Genomic DNA, 19,301 nt, shown 5'->3' on the forward strand with positions numbered 1-19,301 from the left:
GGGTCAGGGACGTTGTGGGGCGGGGTCGGCCGCCGGTTCGTTCTTGTTCTGTTGGTTTCGGCTGCCCTCCTCGAGGGCCTGGGCGGCGCGGAGTGCGTCCTGCGGCTTCTTCACGAACAGGTAGACCAGGCCGACGGTGATCACCACGCCGATTCCCAGCAGGCCCGCCCAGATCTGGTAGCGAGGGGCGCCGGGCGGGGCGAGGATGGCCCGCGGCCAGCACACGTTGGCGACCTCGAAAGCGGTCCACAGGACGGCCAGCACGTTCAGGAAGGTGCCCTTGCGTCCAAGCCGGATGTGACCGGAGGGGACCCAGGTGCCGCGCAGTCGGGCGATCAGTGCGGCAAGGCTGACCAGGAAGAACGGCAGGAAGGTGGCCGCGGTGCCGAAGGCGATCAGGCTGCCGATCGCGGTCGCGTTCAGGCCGAGCAGCAGTCCCGTACAGCTGACGAGGGTCGATGCGACGAGTCCGCCGATGGGGGCCTGGCGGCTGTTGACCTTTCGCACCTGGCGGGAGAAGGGGAAGACGCCGTCGCGGGCCAGGGAGTACACCCCGCGGGCGGCGCCACCCTGGGAGGCCATGGCGCAGGCGAGGAATCCGACGAGAACCACGGCCACGAAGGGCTTGTCGGACCAGGATCCGAAGGCCGTGGTGACGGCGGTGGTCACCGGGTCGAGGTCTTCTCCCGCCACGACGGTCTGCGGCGCGGGGTGGGCGAGGGCGACCGCGATCGCGTTGAGGATGACTACGACGCCGACGCTGAGCAGCGCCCACCACATGGCGCGGGGCACCTGCCGGGCGGCGTCCTTGGTCTCCTCGGCGGTCGAGACGCAGGCATCGAATCCGATGAACCCCCAGCCGGCGACGGCCAGGACGGCCAGGAAGGCAGCGATGGTCGAGCCGCCGGACAGTTCCTCGGCCCCGAGGGTTTCGGTGAACAGCGAGAACTCGTGCTCGCGGAAGAAGAGCAGGAGCGCGGAGCCGACCAGAACGGAGGCGATGGCCTCGGCGGCGATGCCCAGGGAGACGAACCAGCTCAGGATCCTGATGCCGTAGGCGTTGACGAGCATGCAGGCGAGGAGGATCCCGGCGGCCACGGCAACTAGGGATCCCGGCGTGGGCGTGGCGCCGACGAGGGCGAAGATCCAGGGGGCTGCCAGGTAGGCGACGGTGGTGTTGCCGAGCATGACGGCGAACTGCCACACCCATCCGCTCAGCCAGCCGAAGGACGGGCCGAGGAGCCGCCGGCCCCACTGGTAGGGGCCGCCCGTGAGCGGCCACTGGGAGGCCAGTTCGGAGTAGACGTTCACCACCAGGCACTGGCCCAGAAGCACGATCGGCAGTGCCCAGACCCACGCGGGCCCGGCGATCATCGTGCCGACCATCGAGACGGCGTAGAGGGCGACGACGGGCGAGACCACGGCGAAGCCCATGGCGATGTTGCCGAGGATGCCGAGGCTGCGGCTGAGCTCCTGGGTGTAGCCGAGGTCCGCCAGGCGGGCCGCGTCGCTGTCGGCACCGGCGGCTGGGCCACCCGGTTCAGGGCGTGCGGGGGCAGTGTCAGTCATGGCGCACCTCTCGCAATGCGGGACGCACAGCTCGGCCGATGCGTCCCAGAAGCTAAAACTAACGTGGTTAGATTTGTGAATGCGGGGACCTTAACCCGGCCTGCACTCCTTGGGAACCCCCTCCGTGCAGGTACCCTGACCGCTGATGACGAGGGGGATCGCACCGTGGGCCGACCGAAACAGCCGTTGCTCAGCCGCGACGGCATCGCGCGCGCGGCCCTCGAACTCCTCGACGAGCAGGGCCCCCAGGCGCTGAAAATGCGCACGCTCGCCGAACGGCTCGGGGTCAGGGGCGCGTCGCTGTACCACCACGTCACGTCAAAGGACGACGTCCTCGACGCGGTCTCGGAACTGATCAACGACGAGATCGATCTGAGTCCGCTCGCCGAGCCCGACTGGCGGCAGGGGATCGCCGCCTACGCGCGCGGCTACCGCCAGGTGTACCTGCGCCACCCGAACGCGATCGCGCCGGCGGCACGGCGCGCGGTCGAGGCGGCCCCGGCCCTGCGCGGCTACGACGCGCTGCTCGCGGCCCTGATCCGGGCGGGCTGCGCACCCGCGCACGCCGCCGAGGCCGCCGCCGCCATCGACTACCTCGTCCTCGGCTCGGCGCTGGAGACCTTCACCGCGGGATTCACCCGCCCGGCCGGGGAATACCGGCCCGACTACCCCGCCTTGGCCGACTCGCTGACCGGCGCCGCGGCCACTGGCGCCGGGCTGGCCGAGCTCGACGACCGCGGCTTCGAACTTGGTCTGGGGCTCGTCCTGGACGGCCTCGCGGCGCGCCTGTAGGCCTGGCCCGTGCCAGCGGTTCCGGCGTAAGGGTGCGTGACCGCTACGTGCGCGAAGAGGCGGTCGACCGCACGCGCGAACTCCTGAATGGTCAGGACCATGCCCCGTCCAGGTCGGCCTGGCTGAAAACGGCCGAGGACGCGCCCGCGTCACTCACGCCCAAGGGAGGGAAGGTCGCCGACCGACGGCGAGCGTGGGGCCCCTTCTCCCGTAGAGCTGTGATCACCTCTGTGGTGCCGGGATGCCGTCGTTGTTCAGGTCGAACGCTTCGAAGAACTTGCGGGCGTTGGCGTGTACTTATGGATCCGTGCGCCCCGGTGTGCGGTCAGAGCCGGCGGGAGCGTCAGCCTACGACCCTCCCGCGGGACGAGGAAGGCACATGGTCGCCGGCCTCCAGTGGCTGTTGAACGGCGTCGTGCCTCCGCCCCGACTACCGCCCGGGGATGCTTGGCGCGAAGACTGGCCACGTGGGAGCTGCACATGACCGTGTTCGCGCTCGCGACCTCGCCTTCATCAGGGTTCTCCCTGGCCTGATCCGGGCCGGGTCGGATGCGGGCCTGCGCTTCTTAACCCCCTAGGCAGCGGGGGAACTTCGGCCGAAGTTGCAACAGCAATGGCTTTGTCATCGCCAGGGAGATCACGTCTTTGTCGGAGGCAGGTCAGGGGTGTGCGCTTGGTCAAGACCCAGGACGCGCCCGGGCGCACCCTCTACCTGCACGGTCGCCGCGACTCGACTTCCGAGAGGTCAGCGAGATCCATACCCCTTGGGCGACCGAGGAGGATACCGTCCTCGGCCTGAGCCGGCACTGGAACAATGAGCGAGCCTGCGGAGACCTGCGCATCGCGCTGGACAATTGGATCGCCCACCGCCGTCCTGCAGCACGCGATGTCGCCGACCTCAACCATCTGGCGCATGGACTGGTCAACGCCGGCATGACGGAATGGGCGGGTAACATCTTCCGGCTGCTGGACAACCAGGCAACAGAGGTGCCCTGGTCCTACACAGGGAATCCAGAACAGCTCTTCATTCGCTGGCGGGACCAGACCACTGCCCGCTGAACCGCACAGGCGGGAAGAGACCGAGCCTCATGAGGACGAGGCCGGCCTCTCGTCGTCCGCCTGATCTCCGGCGAGGGCACCGACACCAACCACGACTTCCCCGCCGTCCTCGCCGAGCCAGCCGTGGTCAGCGACGGCGCGTGCGTCAGCTACTGGGCCAGCACCGAGGGCCTGGACCTGCGCCCGATGACGGACTGACGAAGTCATCGGGCGCCCGCGCCGATGACCTCGTCGACCAAGGCCACCTCGCTGGCCTCGTCGTCGGCGTCGGGAGTGAATCCCATGCGTACGACGACGAGGTCCTGCGACGGGACGACGATGACCTTCTGGCCGTCGTGTCCCGAGGCGTAGTAGGTGTCTTTGGGCAGCTCGGGCCAGCGCATGCTGCCGTCGGGCAGTACGTTGACGCGCCACGTCATGCCGTAACCGGGGTCGTCCGTCTTGTCGACGGGCTCGACCTCGAGCGAGCGCTTCATCCAGTCCTCGGGCAACAGCTGCTTGCCGTGCCACTTGCCGTTCTGCAAAGCGAACTGGCCGATCGTGGCCCAGTCACGGGGTGTGGCCCACAAGTACGAGGAGCACACCGGCGTGCCCGCGGCGTCCGGTTCGAGCACGGCCGAGGAGAGACCGAGGGCGCGGAACAGCGTCTGCCGCGGGAGGTCGGCACCGAGCCCGGTGCGTTGCGCGAGGACCGAGCAGAGCAGAGTCGTCGAGCCGCTCGAATACTCCTGCACGGTGCCTGGCTTGTGCTCGGCCGGACGGCCAGCCACGTAGGCGCCCATGTCGGACTCGCCGTAGAGCATCTGCGTGATGGGCGTGCCGAGGTCATAGGTCTCGTCCCATTCCAGACCGCTCGTCATCCGCAGTAGCTGCTCGACGGTGATGTCCGCACGGCCGTCCTTCTTCCACTCGGGACGCAGCCCGTGGTCGTCGAGCGTGACCTTGCCCTGCTGCACGAGCATGCCGGTGATCAAGGCTGTAGCACTCTTCGACATCGACCAGCCGAGCTGCGGGGTCGTGGCGTCGAACCCCTTGGCGTAGCGCTCGGCGACGAGCTTGCCGTCCTTCACCACGACGACCGCCCGGGTGCCGAGCGCGGCGGCGTCCGAGGCCGACAGCCCCTTGCCGAAGGCGCGCCCGAGCGCGGCGTCCAGCTTCGCCGACGACTTGGGCGCCGGGGCGTGCGTGAAGGGATTGCCGTCGGCCGAGACAGTCGAGGCCGGGCCGAGCCGGGGGCGCGCGTCAGCAAGCGTGCAGCCGAACCCCTTGGCGTACCAGGCCTTCTGCTTTGCGAGCACGCCCAGCAGCGAGCCGGTGGTCTCGGCGGACCCGTCGGAGCCGTACCGCAGATAGGACTTGATCGGGTTCGCGGGCAGGTCGCTCGCTGCGTCGAGGCGGCCACCGATCTCGGTGACCGCGCAATCGTTGTGCGCCGCGTAACCGGTGCCGGTGAGGATCATGGGCCGCTGCCACCGGTAGACACCGGTACCGACGGCGGTCGCCACGACCACAAAGACGGCGGCGACGACAAGTATTCGACGGAGTATGCGCACAGCCGGAAGCTAACAGCCCCGGCTACCAAGCGGTAGCCTCCGGAGCCCCACAAAACACGAGGTCAGCCCCTCTCTGTCCATCCCCCGAGAGCGTAGAGACTTCGTTACGCACATTGCCTCGTGATGCTCGTCGTTGAGCGGGCCTCCCGCATGTCCTGTCCGAAGGGGACGGGCGGGTGCCCGTCGGCAGCGCCGTGACGGCGCCTCGTGTGGTAGAAGTCCGCGATCCAGGTGCCGATCTTGCGCTCCTCCCACCCACGTCGCCGCCGCGGGCGCGGACGTAGGCCAGCAGTACCTCTCGGGTGTGCAGCCGCTGCCCCGCGGCGGTCGAGGAAAGGGTGCTGCTCGCGAAATGGGCTCCGTGCGCCAGCTCAACGTAGCTGAGCCCGGCTCTTTCCCGCAGTTCACGCAGCTCCAGCGCAAAGCGTTCCAGCAGGCCCGCCTGCGGATCGAGCGGCCGTTCCCGACGCCCAGGCCTGCGTGCCAACTCGCTCTACCTCCACGGCTGTTCCACGCAATTGATCGGTTGATCATGGCTGCCCGTACGACGTGGTGAACATCCACGCCGTCCCCGATGCCGTACCGGGTCATTCTCTTCGCCGATCTGTCCGGGTCGACGGAGATGAAGACTAAGACAGGAGAGGTGAACTGGCTTTCCACCATCGGCAAGTTCCTCGACATCACGACGGAGGCCATCACCTCCCACGGTGGCACCGTGGTCAAGTACCTGGGCGACGGCACGCTCGCAGCCTTTGACAGCGAGCACGCGGCCGAGGCCATCGATGCGGCGATCCGCATCCAGGAGATGCTGTTCACCGAGAACAGGAACAACTCGGTCAAGGAGTGCCTGGCCACGGTCGGCATCGCCACCGGCCACGTCGTCGAGTACGAGGCACCTGGCGGGGGCCTGGACTATGTCGGCTCTGTCGTCGACCGCGCTTCGCGACTGTGCGATGCAGGAGCACCGCAGGCCATCTGGATCGAATGCCTGGTCAGCACCTGACCCGCAGCCCGAGAAGCCTGTCAGCGCCGAGTGCGCCGAGTACATCGCGGACATCGAGATGCAGCCGGCCAGGGCCAAGCAGAAAGGCATGTAGTTCCGCGAACCTCGGTGCGGTCGCCGCGAGCAAGAAGCTCCCCCAGCGCTCCTTGGGCAGCAGCCACGACAACGCCGCCCCTACGGCTCCAGGGGCGACAACTCGTCGCCCTCGCATGCCAATTGCTCTACCTCGTGTCTGTTGTGGCGCACATCACCACGCACCAAACTGACGCATCCGAAAGCGAATCTCCTGTTGATCTACGAATTCCGCAGAGAAAGCCCCTAGAGAGGGTCGGAAATGCCAGAGACAACAGCTCAGGGCAACCGCGAGGTCAACCGGCTGAAGGCGAATTCCGTCGGCCTGACGGGCGTCGTCTTCATGGCGGTCGCCACGGCCGCGCCCATCACCGCGATGACCGGGAACCTCCCCATCGCCGTCGGCTTCGGCAACGGCACGGGCGCGCCGGCGGGCTATCTCTTCGCGACCCTCGTCTTGACGGTGTTCTCCGTCGGATACGTCGCCATGGCCAAGCGGATCACCGCGGCGGGCGCCTTCTACGGCTACATCTCGCACGGTCTCGGCCGCATCGCCGGCATGGCGTCCGGGATGCTCGCCGTCCTCGCGTACGTCGTCTTCGAGGCGTCGATCGTCGGCGTGTTCTCGTACTTCGCGAAGACCACGGTCCACGATCAACTCGGCGTCGATCTGCCCTGGGTGGCGTACGCGGCCGTGATGCTCGCCGTCACGGCCGTGCTCTCCTACTTCGACATCAACCTCACCGCGAAGGCGCTCGGCGTGATGCTGGTCGCCGAAATCGCCGTCCTGTTCGCGGTGGCCACCGCCGTACTGATCCACGGCGGCGGCCCCGACGGCATCCCCGTAGAGCCGATCAACCCCAAGAACGCATTCACCGGAGCGTCCGCCGGGCTCGGCCTGTTCTTCGCCTTCTGGTCCTGGGTCGGCTTCGAGTCGACCGCGATGTACGGCGAGGAGTCCCGCGACCCCAAACGCGTCATCCCGCGCGCGACCCTCATCTCGGTCGTCGGCGTCGGCCTCTTCTACATCTATGTCTCCTGGATGACGATCGCGGGCAACGGCCTCAAGGGCTCGGTCAAGGTCTCCGCCTCCACCAGCCCGCTCGACCTGTTCTTCGACCCCGCCCACACCTTCATCGGCGCGTGGGCGGTCAATGCGTTCCAATGGCTCCTGATCACCGGCTCGTTCGCCTGTGGCATGGCCTTCCACCAGTGCGCCTCGCGCTACCTGTACGCCATCGGCCGTGAGGGCTTCCTGCACCCTGCGCTCGGCCGCACGCACAGGAGTCACGGCTCCCCGTACATCGCCTCGTTCGTGCAGTCGATCACCGCCGTCATCCTCGTCGGCGCGTTCTGGGCGACCGGCCAGGACCCGTACATCCACCTCTACACCCTCCTCGCGATCCTCGGCACGATGGCGATCCTCATCGTGCAGACCCTGTGCTCCTTCGCCGTCATCGGCTACTTCCGCAAGAACCACCCCGAGGATCGGCACTGGTTCAAGACCTTCCTCGCGCCGCTCCTCGGCGGCATCGGCATGATCGCCGTCGTGGTCCTGCTCGTGATCAACATGGACACGGCGGCGGGCACAGCCGCCGACTCGCTGTTCTTCAAGGCGATCCCCTGGACGGTCGGCCTCGTCTTCTTCGGAGGACTCGGACTCGGCCTGTACCTGAAGACCCGTCACCCGCACCGCTACGAGATCATCGGCCGCATCGTCCTCGAGGACGCGGCCGAGCGCACGGACGACCAGCCACAACCCTCCGCCATCGTCTGAGGAGTTACGTCATGGCTCGTACGAACCCGATGCACGCGTTGAGACACCTGGCCGCCGAACACCGGGCGGCCGACCACCTCGGCGTCCCCGTCGCCGAGGTCCGCGGCCGCACACCGGACCGCCGCACCGTCCTCAAGGGCGCCGCGGCGACCAGCCTCGCCGTCACAGCCGGACTGCACGCGGCCCCCTCCGCGGGAGCGGCAACGGCACCGGCGGCCACGTCCCGAATCGCCGTCGTCGGAGCGGGCATCGCCGGCCTCACCGCCGCCCTCACGCTCCACGACGCGGGTCTCGGCTGCACCCTCTACGAGGCGAATCCGGATCGGGTCGGCGGCCGTATGTACAGCCAACGCGACCACTGGGCATACGGCCAGACGTCCGAGATCGGCGGCGAACTGATCGACACCGGCCACAAGAAGATCCTCGAACTGTGCCGCCGCTTCAGCCTGCCCGTCGAGGACTTCCTCGGCGGCGGCCCGAACGGCGCCGAGGAGATCCTCTGGTTCAACGGCGCCTACTATCCACGCGCGCAGGCCGACGAGGACTTCAAGGCGGTCTACCAGTCGCTGCGCCGCGACCTGTCGGACGCGGGCGAGGTCTTCTGGAACCAGACCACACCCACGGGTACCGCACTCGACAACATGTCGCTCTACGAATGGATCGACTCACGCGTGCCGGGCGGTCACACCTCCCCGCTCGGCCGCTGGTTCGACGTCGCGTACAACGTCGAGTACGGCGCCGACACCCAGGACCAGTCGTCCCTCGCCCTAGTCGAGCTGATGGGCTATCAGACCAACCCGGGCAACTTCAACATCTGGGGCCTGTCCAACGAGCGGTACCACATCGTCGGCGGCAACGACCAGCTCCCACAGGCCATCGCCGACTTCCTGCCCAACGGCTCCGTCCGCCACGGCTGGTCACTCAACGCCGTGAAGGCCAACACAGACGGCACACAGACCCTCACGTTCACCGAGTCGGGAGCCGTCCGCACCGTCACCGCCGACCACACGATCCTGTGCGTGCCCCTGCCCGTACTCCAGCAACTCGACCTGTCCAAAGCCGGCTTCGACACCCGCATGAACAACCTCCTGCGCGATGCCCGCATGGGCCACTGCTCCAAGCTCAACATGCAGTTCGGCAGCCGTCCCTGGCGCGGCACGGGAGCATGGCCCGGCGTCTCCGCGGGCGACTGCTTCACCGACATGGACGTCCAGCAGACCTGGGACACCACCAAGGTCCAGCCGGGCGCCGGCGGCATCCTCATCCAATATGGTGGCGGCACCCTCGCCGGATCGCTGACCCCCTCCGGCCCCTTCGGCTTCGAGACCGACCCCTACGTCCGCGACCTCGCCGCCCGCTACCTCGGCCAGATCGATCGCATCTACCCCGGCACAAGGGCCGCCTGGACCGGCCGCGCCCAGCTCTCCGCCTGGCACAAGAACCCGTACTCCCTGGGCGCCTACTCATACTGGCCGGTGGGCTACCTCCACCGGTACGCGGGCTACGAAGGCACCCCGCAGGGCAACATCCACATCGGCGGAGAACACTGCAGCTACGACTTCCAGGGCTATATGAACGGCGGCGCGACCGAAGGGGAACGCGCCGCCCGTGAAGTCATCGCAAAGCTGCTCTAGCGGTGATTTGTTGACGGCGGGTCAGGGTCGTAGTGGGCCGGTAGCTGAGGAACATCGCCTCGCCGCCCAGGAGCGTGTGATGACCCGTCGTCTGCCGTGTCCGCCGTGTCCCGCTCGGAAATACGATTCGATGCTGTGAGCTGTGGTGCCATTCGGTCAGGCGGCGCGCTGGTACTCCTTGATCAAGCCTCCGAGGGTGGATCGTCGTCGGATCCAGTGGGCCTGGAGGTCGGCGACGGCGGTCGGGGCGGGCGATTGGGCGCTGTCCGGAGGCAGTTGCTGCCGGGATTGGTGAGGCCGATGCCCGTTGTAGTGCTGAAGGTACTCGGTCGGTACCTTCACAGCATGGGCCCCGTCGTAGATCAGGATCCGATCGAGGAGCTCCCGGCGGAGGGCGCCCACCGCTCCTTTCACAGATCGCGTTCGCCTTGGGCGCCCGAGGTGGGCTGAGCAGGATCTCCATGTCGTCGGCCTCGAAAACGGCGTCAAAGGCATCGGTGTACTTGCTGTCCCGGTCCCGTAGGAGGAAGCGCAGGGACTCCATGCGGTGGTCCAGTCCTCTCCCGAGGTTCCTCGCCCGTTGGACGGTCCACCCGGCGGTGGGGTGAGCTGTGATGCCAGCGAGGTGGACTCGGCGAGTGCCTTGTTCGATGAAGATCAGGGCGTACAGGCGCTTGAGGGTGACAGCGCCGTCCAGGTATAGGAAGTCGGCAGCGATGATGCCGTGGGCCTGGGGCGGTCAGGAACTGGCGCCAGGTCGGGCCGGAACGTTGCGGGGCGGGGTCGATGCCGGCGGCGTGCAGGATCTCCCAGACCGTGGATAGGGCGACCGGGTAGCCGAGACGGGCGAGTTCACCCTGGATCCGGCGGTGGCCCCAGGTGCTGTTCTCCCGGGCCAGGCGCAGGATGAGCTGCTTGACGATGGGTGCGGGGCCGCTCTTGTCCTTCCCGGTTCACCGCTGTTGGTGACAGCTGCTGGTGTCATCCACTACATGCGGCCTTGACAGATGCACCCCTCCGGTCACGGCCGGTCACGCCTCAGGTGCTTCCCACCAGTTCAGCGGCTCTCCGTCCGGTCCGAACACATTACTGAAGCCCCACTCCACCAGCTCGCTCACGCCTGCTGCCCACGTTTCCATCACGGCCTCGACCGCAGGGAATCCGGTAGCTGCCGGCACCGTCACCACGATGAACCGCCGGTCGGCAGGCGCCTCCACCAGGCCACCCAGGGGAACGAAGGCACTGGTCAGGGATTCCAGCGACTCAGCATCGAAGGGCAGCTCGCCGAATGCTTGGATGCAAAGGTTCGGGCCTCGTCGCTCAATCTGGAACAGACCATCGGCGTCGATCTTCAGCAAGTCCCCGGCCGCGCAGCCCTCGACCATGCCGGGGCTACCCGTCAGTTCATAGCTGCCGGGACCGACAACCCTGGCAGGGAGTGTCTCGAACACTGGCTTCCCGGAACCGGCGAAGCCAGCGCGGAGTGCCACGTGGCAGTGGTTGGAGGGCGCGGGGCTCTCGATGTTCATTTCAGCATCCTCGTGCAGGCAGTCCGAGGTGGGAAACTCCACGTCCTTCGTGGTCCGTCTGACTACCTGCCACTACCCGACCACGTCCGCCACCCTCCTCCCCCAGATCCCATCCACGCTCATTCCCCTCGCCCGCGGCCTCACCGGTGCCGCACCTCAACCTCCGCCGGCGCGGCGGTCGCCTTGGTGGCCGACACGGTCTTCCTCGGCCTGGCTGCCACCGGTCTGCCCACGCGTGCGCTGCTCCGCGGCCACCCCACGGAAGCGGCGGCCGGACGGCAGTGGCCGTTCACGTGCGACCCGGGGCATTCGCGGTGCTCCGGGCCGGGTTCGTCCGCGCGTATGAACGGGTGGCCACGGATTCGTCGGCATGGACCAACAGCGGTGCCTGATCCCCCTCCTAGGGTCGCACTGGAGACCAGCAGGTGCTCCAGTGCGTCCTCGACGAGGAGACGAAAGCGTGCAGACACTTTTGCGTGGCGGCCGTGTCATTGATCCGGGAACAGGGTTCGACGGCATCGCCGACGTCCTCGTGTCCGACGGCGTGGTCAGAGCTGTGGCCGCGGGGCTCGACGCGCCACCGGGATGCGAGGTCGTCGACGTCACGGGGTTGGTCGTCGGTCCGGGGTTCGTCGACCTGCACAGCCACGTGCACTCCGTCGCGGGGCAGCGGCTGCAGGCCATGGACGGTGTGACGACGGCCCTCGACCTGGAGTCGGGCCTCATGCCCATCGGGCGTGCGTACGCCGAGGCCGCCGCGGACGGACGCCCGCTGCACTACGGCTTTTCCGCCTCGTGGGGCGGCGCCCGGGCCCAGGTGCTCGCCGGTATCCAGCCCGACGCACAGATCGGGAGCGGCCTCGCGGTGCTGGGAAACCCCGCATGGCAGCGCTCCTCCACCGATCGTGAACTCGCCGAATGGCTGGCCCTGATCGAGGGTGAACTGGCCGCAGGAGCGCTCGGTATCGGAGTCCTCCTCGGGTACGCGCCGCACAGTGATCCGGCCGAGTTCCTCGCCGTCGCCCGGCTCGCCGCGAAGGCCGGTGTGCCGACGTACACCCACGTCCGTGAGCTGGTCGAGGTGGATCCCGGCACTCCGGCGGACGGCTCCGAGGAGATCGTCATCGCCGCGGCCGAGACCGGCGCCGCGATGCATCACTGCCACGTCAACAGCACGTCGGGCCACCACATCGACCGGGTGCTCGGCGCGTTGGACGGCTCACGGCGGTCGGGATCCCGGGTGACGGTCGAGGCCTACCCCTACGGGGCGGGCAGCACCGCGATCGGCGCGGCCTTCCTCGACGCCGAACGCCTGCGGATGAAGGGCCTGTCCCCGTCGAGCGTCGTGATGCTCGAATCGGGCGAACGCATCGCCGACGAGGGGCGCCTGCGGCAGTTGCGCAACACTGACCCCGGGGCGCCCTGCATTCTGGAGTTCCTCGACGAGGGCAACCCGCGCGATCTCACCATGCTGCAACAGTCGTTGGCCTTCCCGGACGCGATCGTCGCCAGTGACGCGATGCCGGTCTACTGGCCCGACGGCAGCAACGACAGCACCGAGTGGCCGCTGCCGCCCGGGGGAACGACGCACCCACGCACCGCGGGAACGTTCACCAAGACGCTGCGCGTGATGGTGCGGGAGAGCGGCGCCTGGGACTGGCCGGAGGCGTTCCGGCGCTGTGCCCACCTGCCGGCGCGCGTCCTCGACGACGTGGCGCCGGGCGCGCGGGGGAAGGGACACCTCGGCGTCGGCGCGGACGCCGACATCGTCGTCCTCGACCCGGCGACGATCACCGATTGCGCGACCTACTTCGACTCCACGCGGCCGTCCGTGGGCGTGCGGCATCTGTTCGTCGGTGGTGTTCCGGTGGTCAGTGCGGGGGAGCTTCAAGTCGACGCGCTCGCCGGACAGCCGCTGCGAGGTGAGCCGCGATGACGGCGACGCGTTCCGAAGTGACGGTGGAGGCGCTGCTCGCCGACATCGAGACCCTGGTGCGGTGCGAGTCGCCGTCCTCCGATCACGAAGCCGTCGCCCGCAGCGCAGACGTCGTGGCGGCGTTGGGGCGCAGGCTGCTGGACGCGGAACCGGACCGCGTGGTGATCGACGGGTGTACGCATCTGAGGTGGCGCTTCGGCGAGGCGCCGCGTGTGCTGCTGCTCGGGCACCACGACACCGTGTGGCCCGCCGGATCGCTGGAGACGCACCCGTACTCCGTCCTGGACGGAGTGCTGCGCGGGCCGGGCTGCTTCGACATGAAGGCGGGCGTCGTGATGGCGCTGCACGCCGCCGCGGCCGCCGGGAACCGCTCGGGTCTTTCGGTCCTCGTCACCGGCGACGAGGAGATCGGCTCCCCGTCGTCGCGGCGCCTGATCGAGGACGAGGCTCGCGGCTGCGAAGCGGTCTTCGTGCTGGAGGCGTCGGCCGACGGCGGAGCGCTGAAGTGCCGCCGCAAGGGCGTCTCCCTGTACCGGATCGACGTGGACGGCCGGGCCGCGCACGCCGGGCTCGAACCGGAGAAGGGTGTGAACGCCGGAGTGGAGGTGGCGCACCAGATCCTCGCCGTCGCCGCACTCGCCGACGCCGAACGGGGTACGACCGTCGTGCCGACGGCCCTGTCCGCCGGTACCACGACCAACACCGTTCCTGCGCGTGCCGGCGTGGCGGTCGACGTACGTGTGTGGGACGAGGCGGAACAGCGGCGGGTCGATGAGGCCGTGCGGGACCTGAGGCCCGTACTCGACGGTTCGCGGATCCGGATCTCGGGTGGCATCAACCGCCCGCCGCTGCAGGCGGAGGCGTCCTCGGGGCTGTTCGACCTCGCCGCTACGCTCGCCGGCGAACTCGGCCTCGGAAATCTCACCGCCGCCGCTGTCGGCGGTGCCTCGGACGGGAACTTCACCGCCGGACTCGGGGTCCCCACCCTCGACGGCCTCGGTGCCGTGGGCGGCGGCGCGCACGCCGACGACGAACATGTCGTCGTCGCCGAACTGCCGCGGCGCACCGCCCTGCTGACGGCCCTGATCGACGCCGTGTTGGCGAAATGAGCTCCGTGCGCCACGACGAACGCGGCGGACCACCCTGGTGCGGCACCACAGTGGCCCGCCCGGTAAGCCCGGAAAGGACAGTCCCGTGACCGATCTTGCGACACATGAGTCAGCTCTGGTCTCCCCGGCTGTGAGTGCAGCCGCGCTGGCCGCCGCGACCGCTGCGGCCGCCGCCTCACGTGTGGAAATCCGGGACCTGACCGAGGTGTCCGACCTGACCGAGGTCTGCCGGCTCTTCGCCTCGATCTGGCAGCCGGGCGCCGGTGCCCAACCGGTGACGACCGAGCTGCTGCGGGCGATGGCCGCGGCGGGGAACTATGTCGCGGGGGCGTATGAAGGGGGCGAGCTCCTGGGAGCCTGCCTCGGCTTCTTCGGTAGCCCGGCCAAGGCGAGCCTGCACAGTCACATCGCCGGGGTCGCGCCGCGAGGCCTCGGCCGGGGGATCGGGTTCGCCCTCAAACTGCACCAGCGCGCCTGGGCGTTGCGCCAGCACGTCTCGCTGATCACCTGGACGTTCGATCCCCTGGTCCGGCGGAACGCGCATTTCAACCTGGCCAAGCTCGGCGCCGGTCCGGCGCGCTACCTGCCCGACTTCTACGGGCCGATGCGCGACGGCATCAACGGCGCCGGTGACACCGACCGGCTGATGGTCCGTTGGGACCTGTCCGGCCCGGTGGCCTCCGCCGCCTCGCTCGGTGAGCCCGCCCGGGTCGATGCCGCCGCGCTGCGGGAGCACGGTGCGGCAGCCGCCCTGTCCGTCGCACCTGACGGGGGCCCGCTGACCGCAGTGGCCGACGGGCCGGTCGTCCTGGTCGGTGTGCCGCCGGACATCGAGACACTCCGGCGCACGGACCCGGGCCGGGGCCAGGCGTGGCGCGTCGCGCTGCGGGAGGTGTTGGGAGGCCTGATGGCGGAGGAAGCCAGGGTCGTCGGATTCGATCGTGCCGGCTGGTACGTGGTCTCAAGGGAGAAGTCGTCATGAAGCCCAGTGGTGTGGAACTTCTGCGTGTGCAGATGCCGTTGGTGGCACCGTTCCGGACGTCATTCGGTACGCAGGACGTACGGGAACTGCTGCTCGTACGCGTGGTGACGCCGAACGGCGAGGGCTGGGGCGAGTGCGTCACCATGGGAGGGCCGCTCTACTCCTCGGAATACGTCGACGGTGCCGAACACGTGCTGCGGAATTTCCTGGTCCCGGCCCTGATGGATGCGGGTGAGGTCACCGCGAGCCGGGTCGCGCCCCTTCTGGCCAGGTTCAAGGGTCACCGGATGGCTAAGGCGGCGCTCGAAATGGCCGTGCTCGACGCCGAACTGCGTGCACACGACCAGTCCTTCGCCGCCGCGCTCGGGTCCGCACGGGACTCCGTTCCGTGCGGGGTCTCGGTCGGCATCATGGACTCCGTCCCCCAACTCCTTGATGTGGTGGGCGGCTATCTCGACGCCGGCTATGTGCGGATCAAGCTGAAGATCGAACCCGGTTGGGACGTCGAGCCGGTGCGAGCGGTGAGGGAGCGTTTCGGCGACGACGTGCTGCTGCAGGTCGACGCCAACACGGCGTACACCCTGTCCGACGTGTCCCAGCTCGCCCGTCTGGATCCCTTCGAGCTCCTCCTCATCGAGCAGCCCCTGGACGAGGAGGACCTCCTGGGCCACGCCGAGCTGTCCCGTCGCATCCGCACGCCGGTCTGCCTCGACGAGTCGATCGTGTCCGCCCGCTCCGCTGCCGACGCGATCACGCTCGGCGCCTGCCGCATCGTGAACATCAAGCCCGGCCGGGTCGGCGGGTACCTCGAGGCGCGGCGGGTGCACGATGTCTGCGCCGCCCATGGGATCCCCGTGTGGTGCGGTGGCATGATCGAGACCGGGCTCGGCCGGGCGGCCAACGTCGCGCTCGCCTCGCTGCCCGGGTTCACCCTGCCCGGAGACACCTCGGCGTCGGACCGGTTCTACCGGACCGACATCACCGAACCGTTCGTCCTGAAGGACGGACACCTGCCGGTGCCCCAGGGGCCGGGCCTCGGTGTCACGCCGATTCCCGACCTGCTGGCGGAGGTCACGACCTCGAAGGTGTGGCTCGGTTCGTAGCACGCGACGAATTCGCCGTGAAATCCGGTCGGATCGGACCAACAGGTTCCGGTGCGCCCGGAGTTACCTTTGGGCGGTGCTGACACCGACGTCTGGCAAGCCACACACAAGCCTGGCGCGCGTCCTCGACGACCTCGGGGACGTGCTGCTGGAGTCGATCGCCGGCGGCGGGAGCACGCGCCGGGAACTGAGCGGCGTGGTCATCCACGATCCGCTCGACGAGGCGCAGTTCCCGGCGCGGGCAGTCGTCCTGGGTGTGGGCGTCCACGAACCGGACGACGTGGTCCGCCTCCTGTACGACCTCGGCAGCAAGGGCGCGGCAGCGTTCGTCGTCCGGTCACCGTTCACGGCGACCGTGGAGATCCGGCGGGCCGCCGACGAGTCCGGCGTCGCCCTGCTCGGACTCACCCGCGGAGCCTCCTGGGCGCAGGTCGCCGCCATGCTCCGCACCCTGCTCGTCGAGGGAGACATCGGCGACATCTCACCGCAGACGCTGGGCGGCATGCCGTCGGGCGACCTGTTCGCGCTGGCCAACGCCGTGGCCGCGCTCCTGGACGCGCCGGTCACCATCGAGGACCGCGGCTCACGCGTGCTCGCCTTCTCCGGCCGCCAGGACGAGGCGGACCAGTCCCGCGTGGAGACGATCCTGGGGCGCCAGGTACCGGAACGGTTCACCCTGGGCCTGGCGCGCAACGGCGTCTTCGAGCGACTTCATCGCGGCCATGCGCCCGTGTACGTCGATCCGCTCCACGACGAGTCGATGACCGTTCCCCGGGTGGCGCTCGCTGTGCGGGCCGGCGACGAGATCCTCGGCTCGATCTGGGCCGCGGTGCCCGGGCCCCTGTCCGAGGAGCGGACGCAGGCGCTGATCGACGCCGGAAAGCTGGTCGCGCTCCACATGTTGCGCCTGCGCGCGGGCGCCGATGTCGAACGCAGGCTGCGCGCCGATCTGGTGAGCACCGCGCTGGAAGGCGGCACCGGGGCACCGGAGGCGATTGCGCGGCTCGGGCTCGTTGGACAGCCCGCGATCGTGCTCGCCCTGGGGCTGTTCGGCGGATCGGAAGCCGATCCGTCGACGGAGGACGGTCTGCGCCGGGTCGCGGACCGCCAGCGCGTCGCCGACGCGCTGGCCATGCATCTGAGCGCGGTCCAGGCGCGCTCGGCCGTGGCGCTGGTGGGCGACGTGGCCTACGGCATCGTGCCGATGCCGGGGAGCCAGACGGACTGCCGGGAGCGGTCGGTCCGCGTCGCGTCGACCTTCCTCGAGCGCACCGGGCAGCGCGTGGACGCGGCGATCGGCATCGGCCCGCCCGCTCCCGACGGCTCCGTGCTCAGCCGCTCGCGTGACGGCGCGGACCGCGCGCTGCGGGTGCTGCTCGCCAACGGGGGCGCCCGCCGCGTGGCCACGGCGGAGGAGGTCCACGTCGACGCACTCATGCTCGACCTCGCCGACCTGGCCGCCGCGCGCGGGGACGTGGCGACCGGGCCCGTCGCCCGCCTGCTCGACTACGACGCCCGCCACCAGTCGCAGCTCGTCCACACACTCTCGTGCTGGCTGGACGCCTTCGGTGACGTGGCCGCCGCGTCCGCCGCGGCCTACGTGCACCCCAACACTTTCCGCTACCGGCTGCGACGGGTCGCGGAGGTCGGTGAGATCAATCTGGACGACCCCGGCGAGCGGTTCGCGGCGATGCTGCAACTCCGGCTCCACCCTGCTCGCCACCACGAGTAGAAGCCGGAGGCCGCACCAGGACAACGTTCGTCCGCACCGCCCGAACACCACCTGAAGGTTTGTGGAACTCCACGAACCCGCTGCGTCACCTGATGTCCAGGATGGGCCATCAACCCCGACGCAACGGTACGGAGGTAGCCATGACGGCGGTGATCACCGAGGACACCTGGACACCGAAGCGGGTCAACCGGACGGCAACGATCACGATGGTGGTCATGCTGTGCGCCTGGTCGATCGACTACATCGACCGTTTCTCGATCAGCATGGCTCTGCCGTCGATCGGAGAGGAGTTCCAACTCGGCAAGACGGCACAGGGCTCGCTCGTCACCGTCTTCGCGCTGGTCTACATGATCTGCCAGATACCCGCTGGTTTCCTGGCCGATCGGTACGGCTCCCGCGGACCCATGCTGATCACGCTCGTGCTGTGGTCGCTGTTCACCGCGCTGACCGGGATGGCCGGCACATTCGGTCTGCTCCTGCTGTTCCGCGGTCTGTTCGGTGCCTGTCAGGGCGCTTTCCCGGCGGCGTCGTTCAAAGCCATAGCGGAACGGACGACACCGGCGAGACGGGGGACCGCCACGAGCGTGATGCTGTCCGCCAGCGGGATCGCCGGCCTCGCGCCCCTGCTCGTCGCCCCGCTGCTGACGGGCATCGGCTGGCGGCACACCTTCCTCTGGATGGCGGGTTGCGGCGCGGCCATCGGCATCGGGTTGTGGGCGCTTCTGCCCAAGGCACTGCCGGACCGGCTGAGCCGGCTTCCGCAGACGACGGCGACGACGCCCGCAGTTTCGCGCGTACAAGTACTCAGGTCCCCGGCGGTGTGGAAGTTCGCGGTGCTGTTCTGCGCGATGAACATGCTCAGCTACGGCCTGGTCACCTGGGTGCCCAGCTATCTGCTCGAGGCCAGACACCTGTCGCTGAACGAGACCGGGGTGCTGTCGGCGATCCCGAGTCTGGTGGGCTTCGCGACGACCATCTTCGGCGGCTGGCTGTTCGACCGGTACTTCCATGACAAGGCCAGGTGGTACCTGGTGTCCATCGCGACGGTGACCGCGGTCCTGCTCGTTCTGATGGTGTCGGCGGGCAGCGCGGCGACGTTCACTCTCTACGAGACCTTGGCCGTCGGAGTGTTCGGGATGGCGACGATGTGCGTCTTCGGCCTTCCGCTGCGGGTGCTTCCCACGGCGGTGGCCGGCCTCGGCTCCGGAATGACGAACTTCGGCGGCCAGGTCGCCGGCGTGATCGCGCCGCTGGCGATGGGCTGGCTGGCGGACGCGTTCTCCTACACCGCCGCGTTCGGCTTCCTGATCTGCACCACGCTGCTCACCGCGGTGATCGCGTTCTGGGTCCCGCAGCGAGCCGAACAGTTCAACTTCCCGCCGGCCGCCACGAAGTAGCCGGCCGGCTCCCCCAACGGACAGATCCAGTCCGGACAGAAACTCCACCCCCGA

15 protein-coding genes and 1 pseudogene are annotated in these 19,301 nt (G+C 69.0%); 11 read left to right on the forward strand and 5 right to left on the reverse strand.

Features of this window, described 5'->3' with window-relative positions; translation table 11 throughout:
• Positions 1 to 3 precede the first annotated feature (3 nt).
• Positions 4 to 1,569 (reverse strand): APC family permease, encoded by a 1,566-nt coding sequence (locus ACFC96_RS00105; protein WP_376224594.1) that lies wholly within the window; start codon positions 1,567 to 1,569, stop codon positions 4 to 6.
• 165 nt (positions 1,570 to 1,734) lie between these two features.
• On the opposite strand from ACFC96_RS00105, the gene ACFC96_RS00110 reads away from it, so the two are divergent.
• Positions 1,735 to 2,361 carry a TetR/AcrR family transcriptional regulator C-terminal domain-containing protein gene (locus ACFC96_RS00110; RefSeq protein ID WP_340460518.1) on the forward strand — a complete coding sequence of 209 codons (627 nt, stop codon included), beginning with the start codon at positions 1,735 to 1,737 and terminating at the stop codon, positions 2,359 to 2,361.
• Positions 2,362 to 3,006: 645 nt separating this feature from the next.
• On the forward strand, positions 3,007 to 3,420 hold the full coding sequence (locus ACFC96_RS00115; RefSeq protein ID WP_376609254.1) for a hypothetical protein: 414 nt from the start codon (positions 3,007 to 3,009) through the stop codon (positions 3,418 to 3,420).
• Between the two features lie 203 nt (positions 3,421 to 3,623).
• Here the strand turns inward: ACFC96_RS00115 and ACFC96_RS00120 are convergent, their stop codons facing one another.
• Together ACFC96_RS00120 and ACFC96_RS00125 are read right to left on the reverse strand one after the other, a co-directional pair.
• Positions 3,624 to 4,973 carry a serine hydrolase domain-containing protein gene (locus ACFC96_RS00120; protein ID WP_376609256.1) on the reverse strand — a complete coding sequence of 450 codons (1,350 nt, stop codon included), beginning with the start codon at positions 4,971 to 4,973 and terminating at the stop codon, positions 3,624 to 3,626.
• A gap of 22 nt (positions 4,974 to 4,995) precedes the next feature.
• Positions 4,996 to 5,460, reverse strand: coding sequence for a helix-turn-helix domain-containing protein (locus tag ACFC96_RS00125; protein ID WP_376609258.1), 465 nt, complete (start codon positions 5,458 to 5,460; stop codon positions 4,996 to 4,998).
• 87 nt (positions 5,461 to 5,547) lie between these two features.
• On the opposite strand from ACFC96_RS00125, the gene ACFC96_RS00130 reads away from it, so the two are divergent.
• From ACFC96_RS00130 to ACFC96_RS00140, 3 genes are all read left to right on the forward strand, one after another.
• The gene (locus tag ACFC96_RS00130) at positions 5,548 to 5,976 is read left to right on the forward strand and encodes an adenylate/guanylate cyclase domain-containing protein (RefSeq protein WP_376609260.1); all 429 of its coding nucleotides are present in this window, start codon (positions 5,548 to 5,550) and stop codon (positions 5,974 to 5,976) included.
• Between the two features lie 334 nt (positions 5,977 to 6,310).
• Complete coding sequence (locus ACFC96_RS00135) at positions 6,311 to 7,825, forward strand: APC family permease (RefSeq protein ID WP_376609262.1); 1,515 nt, start codon at positions 6,311 to 6,313, stop codon at positions 7,823 to 7,825.
• 11 nt (positions 7,826 to 7,836) lie between these two features.
• On the forward strand, positions 7,837 to 9,459 hold the full coding sequence (locus ACFC96_RS00140) for a flavin monoamine oxidase family protein (protein ID WP_376609264.1): 1,623 nt from the start codon (positions 7,837 to 7,839) through the stop codon (positions 9,457 to 9,459).
• 156 nt (positions 9,460 to 9,615) lie between these two features.
• Here the strand turns inward: ACFC96_RS00140 and ACFC96_RS00145 are convergent.
• Both ACFC96_RS00145 and ACFC96_RS00150 read right to left on the reverse strand, forming a co-directional pair.
• Positions 9,616 to 10,388: pseudogene (locus ACFC96_RS00145) on the reverse strand (integrase core domain-containing protein); the annotation flags it as partial.
• Between the two features lie 102 nt (positions 10,389 to 10,490).
• Positions 10,491 to 10,988: a DUF4265 domain-containing protein gene (locus ACFC96_RS00150; RefSeq protein WP_376224585.1), complete on the reverse strand. Its 498-nt coding sequence runs from the start codon at positions 10,986 to 10,988 to the stop codon at positions 10,491 to 10,493.
• A 460-nt stretch (positions 10,989 to 11,448) separates the two neighbouring features.
• Here ACFC96_RS00150 and ACFC96_RS00155 point away from each other — a divergent pair, with 460 nt between their 5' ends.
• The 6 genes from ACFC96_RS00155 to ACFC96_RS00180 all read left to right on the forward strand — a co-directional run bounded on the left by ACFC96_RS00155 (position 11,449) and on the right by ACFC96_RS00180 (position 19,247).
• Entirely contained in the window at positions 11,449 to 12,924 is a 1,476-nt protein-coding gene (locus ACFC96_RS00155) for an amidohydrolase family protein (protein ID WP_376609265.1), read from the forward strand.
• Complete coding sequence (locus ACFC96_RS00160) at positions 12,921 to 14,033, forward strand: M20 family metallopeptidase (RefSeq protein WP_376609267.1); 1,113 nt, start codon at positions 12,921 to 12,923, stop codon at positions 14,031 to 14,033. The genes ACFC96_RS00155 and ACFC96_RS00160 overlap by 4 nt, the downstream gene beginning before the upstream one ends.
• 85 nt (positions 14,034 to 14,118) lie before the next feature.
• Complete coding sequence (locus tag ACFC96_RS00165; RefSeq protein ID WP_376251862.1) at positions 14,119 to 15,015, forward strand: GNAT family N-acetyltransferase; 897 nt, start codon at positions 14,119 to 14,121, stop codon at positions 15,013 to 15,015.
• Positions 15,012 to 16,118: an o-succinylbenzoate synthase gene (gene menC, locus ACFC96_RS00170; protein ID WP_376609269.1), complete on the forward strand. Its 1,107-nt coding sequence runs from the start codon at positions 15,012 to 15,014 to the stop codon at positions 16,116 to 16,118. The genes ACFC96_RS00165 and menC overlap by 4 nt, the downstream gene beginning before the upstream one ends.
• A 76-nt stretch (positions 16,119 to 16,194) precedes the next feature.
• Positions 16,195 to 17,850: a PucR family transcriptional regulator gene (locus tag ACFC96_RS00175; RefSeq protein WP_376609271.1), complete on the forward strand. Its 1,656-nt coding sequence runs from the start codon at positions 16,195 to 16,197 to the stop codon at positions 17,848 to 17,850.
• A 140-nt stretch (positions 17,851 to 17,990) separates the two neighbouring features.
• Positions 17,991 to 19,247: an MFS transporter gene (locus ACFC96_RS00180; RefSeq protein WP_340458930.1), complete on the forward strand. Its 1,257-nt coding sequence runs from the start codon at positions 17,991 to 17,993 to the stop codon at positions 19,245 to 19,247.
• Positions 19,248 to 19,301: the final 54 nt, after the last annotated feature.

It is taken from the genome of Streptomyces sp. NPDC055955 (genome assembly GCF_042270245.1).
Taxonomy (GTDB): domain Bacteria; phylum Actinomycetota; class Actinomycetes; order Streptomycetales; family Streptomycetaceae; genus Streptomyces.

Bases quoted from the DNA above. Each gene is read 5' to 3' on its own strand.
- ACFC96_RS00105 (WP_376224594.1), bottom strand. From the start codon at position 1,569: ATGACTGACACTGCCCCCGCACGCCCTGAACCGGGTGGCCCAGCCGCC.
- ACFC96_RS00130 (WP_376609260.1), top strand. From the start codon at position 5,548: ATGCCGTACCGGGTCATTCTCTTCGCCGATCTGTCCGGGTCGACGGAG.
- ACFC96_RS00135 (WP_376609262.1), top strand. From the start codon at position 6,311: ATGCCAGAGACAACAGCTCAGGGCAACCGCGAGGTCAACCGGCTGAAG.
- ACFC96_RS00140 (WP_376609264.1), top strand. From the start codon at position 7,837: ATGGCTCGTACGAACCCGATGCACGCGTTGAGACACCTGGCCGCCGAA.
- ACFC96_RS00150 (WP_376224585.1), bottom strand. From the start codon at position 10,988: ATGAACATCGAGAGCCCCGCGCCCTCCAACCACTGCCACGTGGCACTC.
- ACFC96_RS00160 (WP_376609267.1), top strand. From the start codon at position 12,921: ATGACGGCGACGCGTTCCGAAGTGACGGTGGAGGCGCTGCTCGCCGAC.
- menC (WP_376609269.1), top strand. From the start codon at position 15,012: ATGAAGCCCAGTGGTGTGGAACTTCTGCGTGTGCAGATGCCGTTGGTG.
- ACFC96_RS00180 (WP_340458930.1), top strand. From the start codon at position 17,991: ATGACGGCGGTGATCACCGAGGACACCTGGACACCGAAGCGGGTCAAC.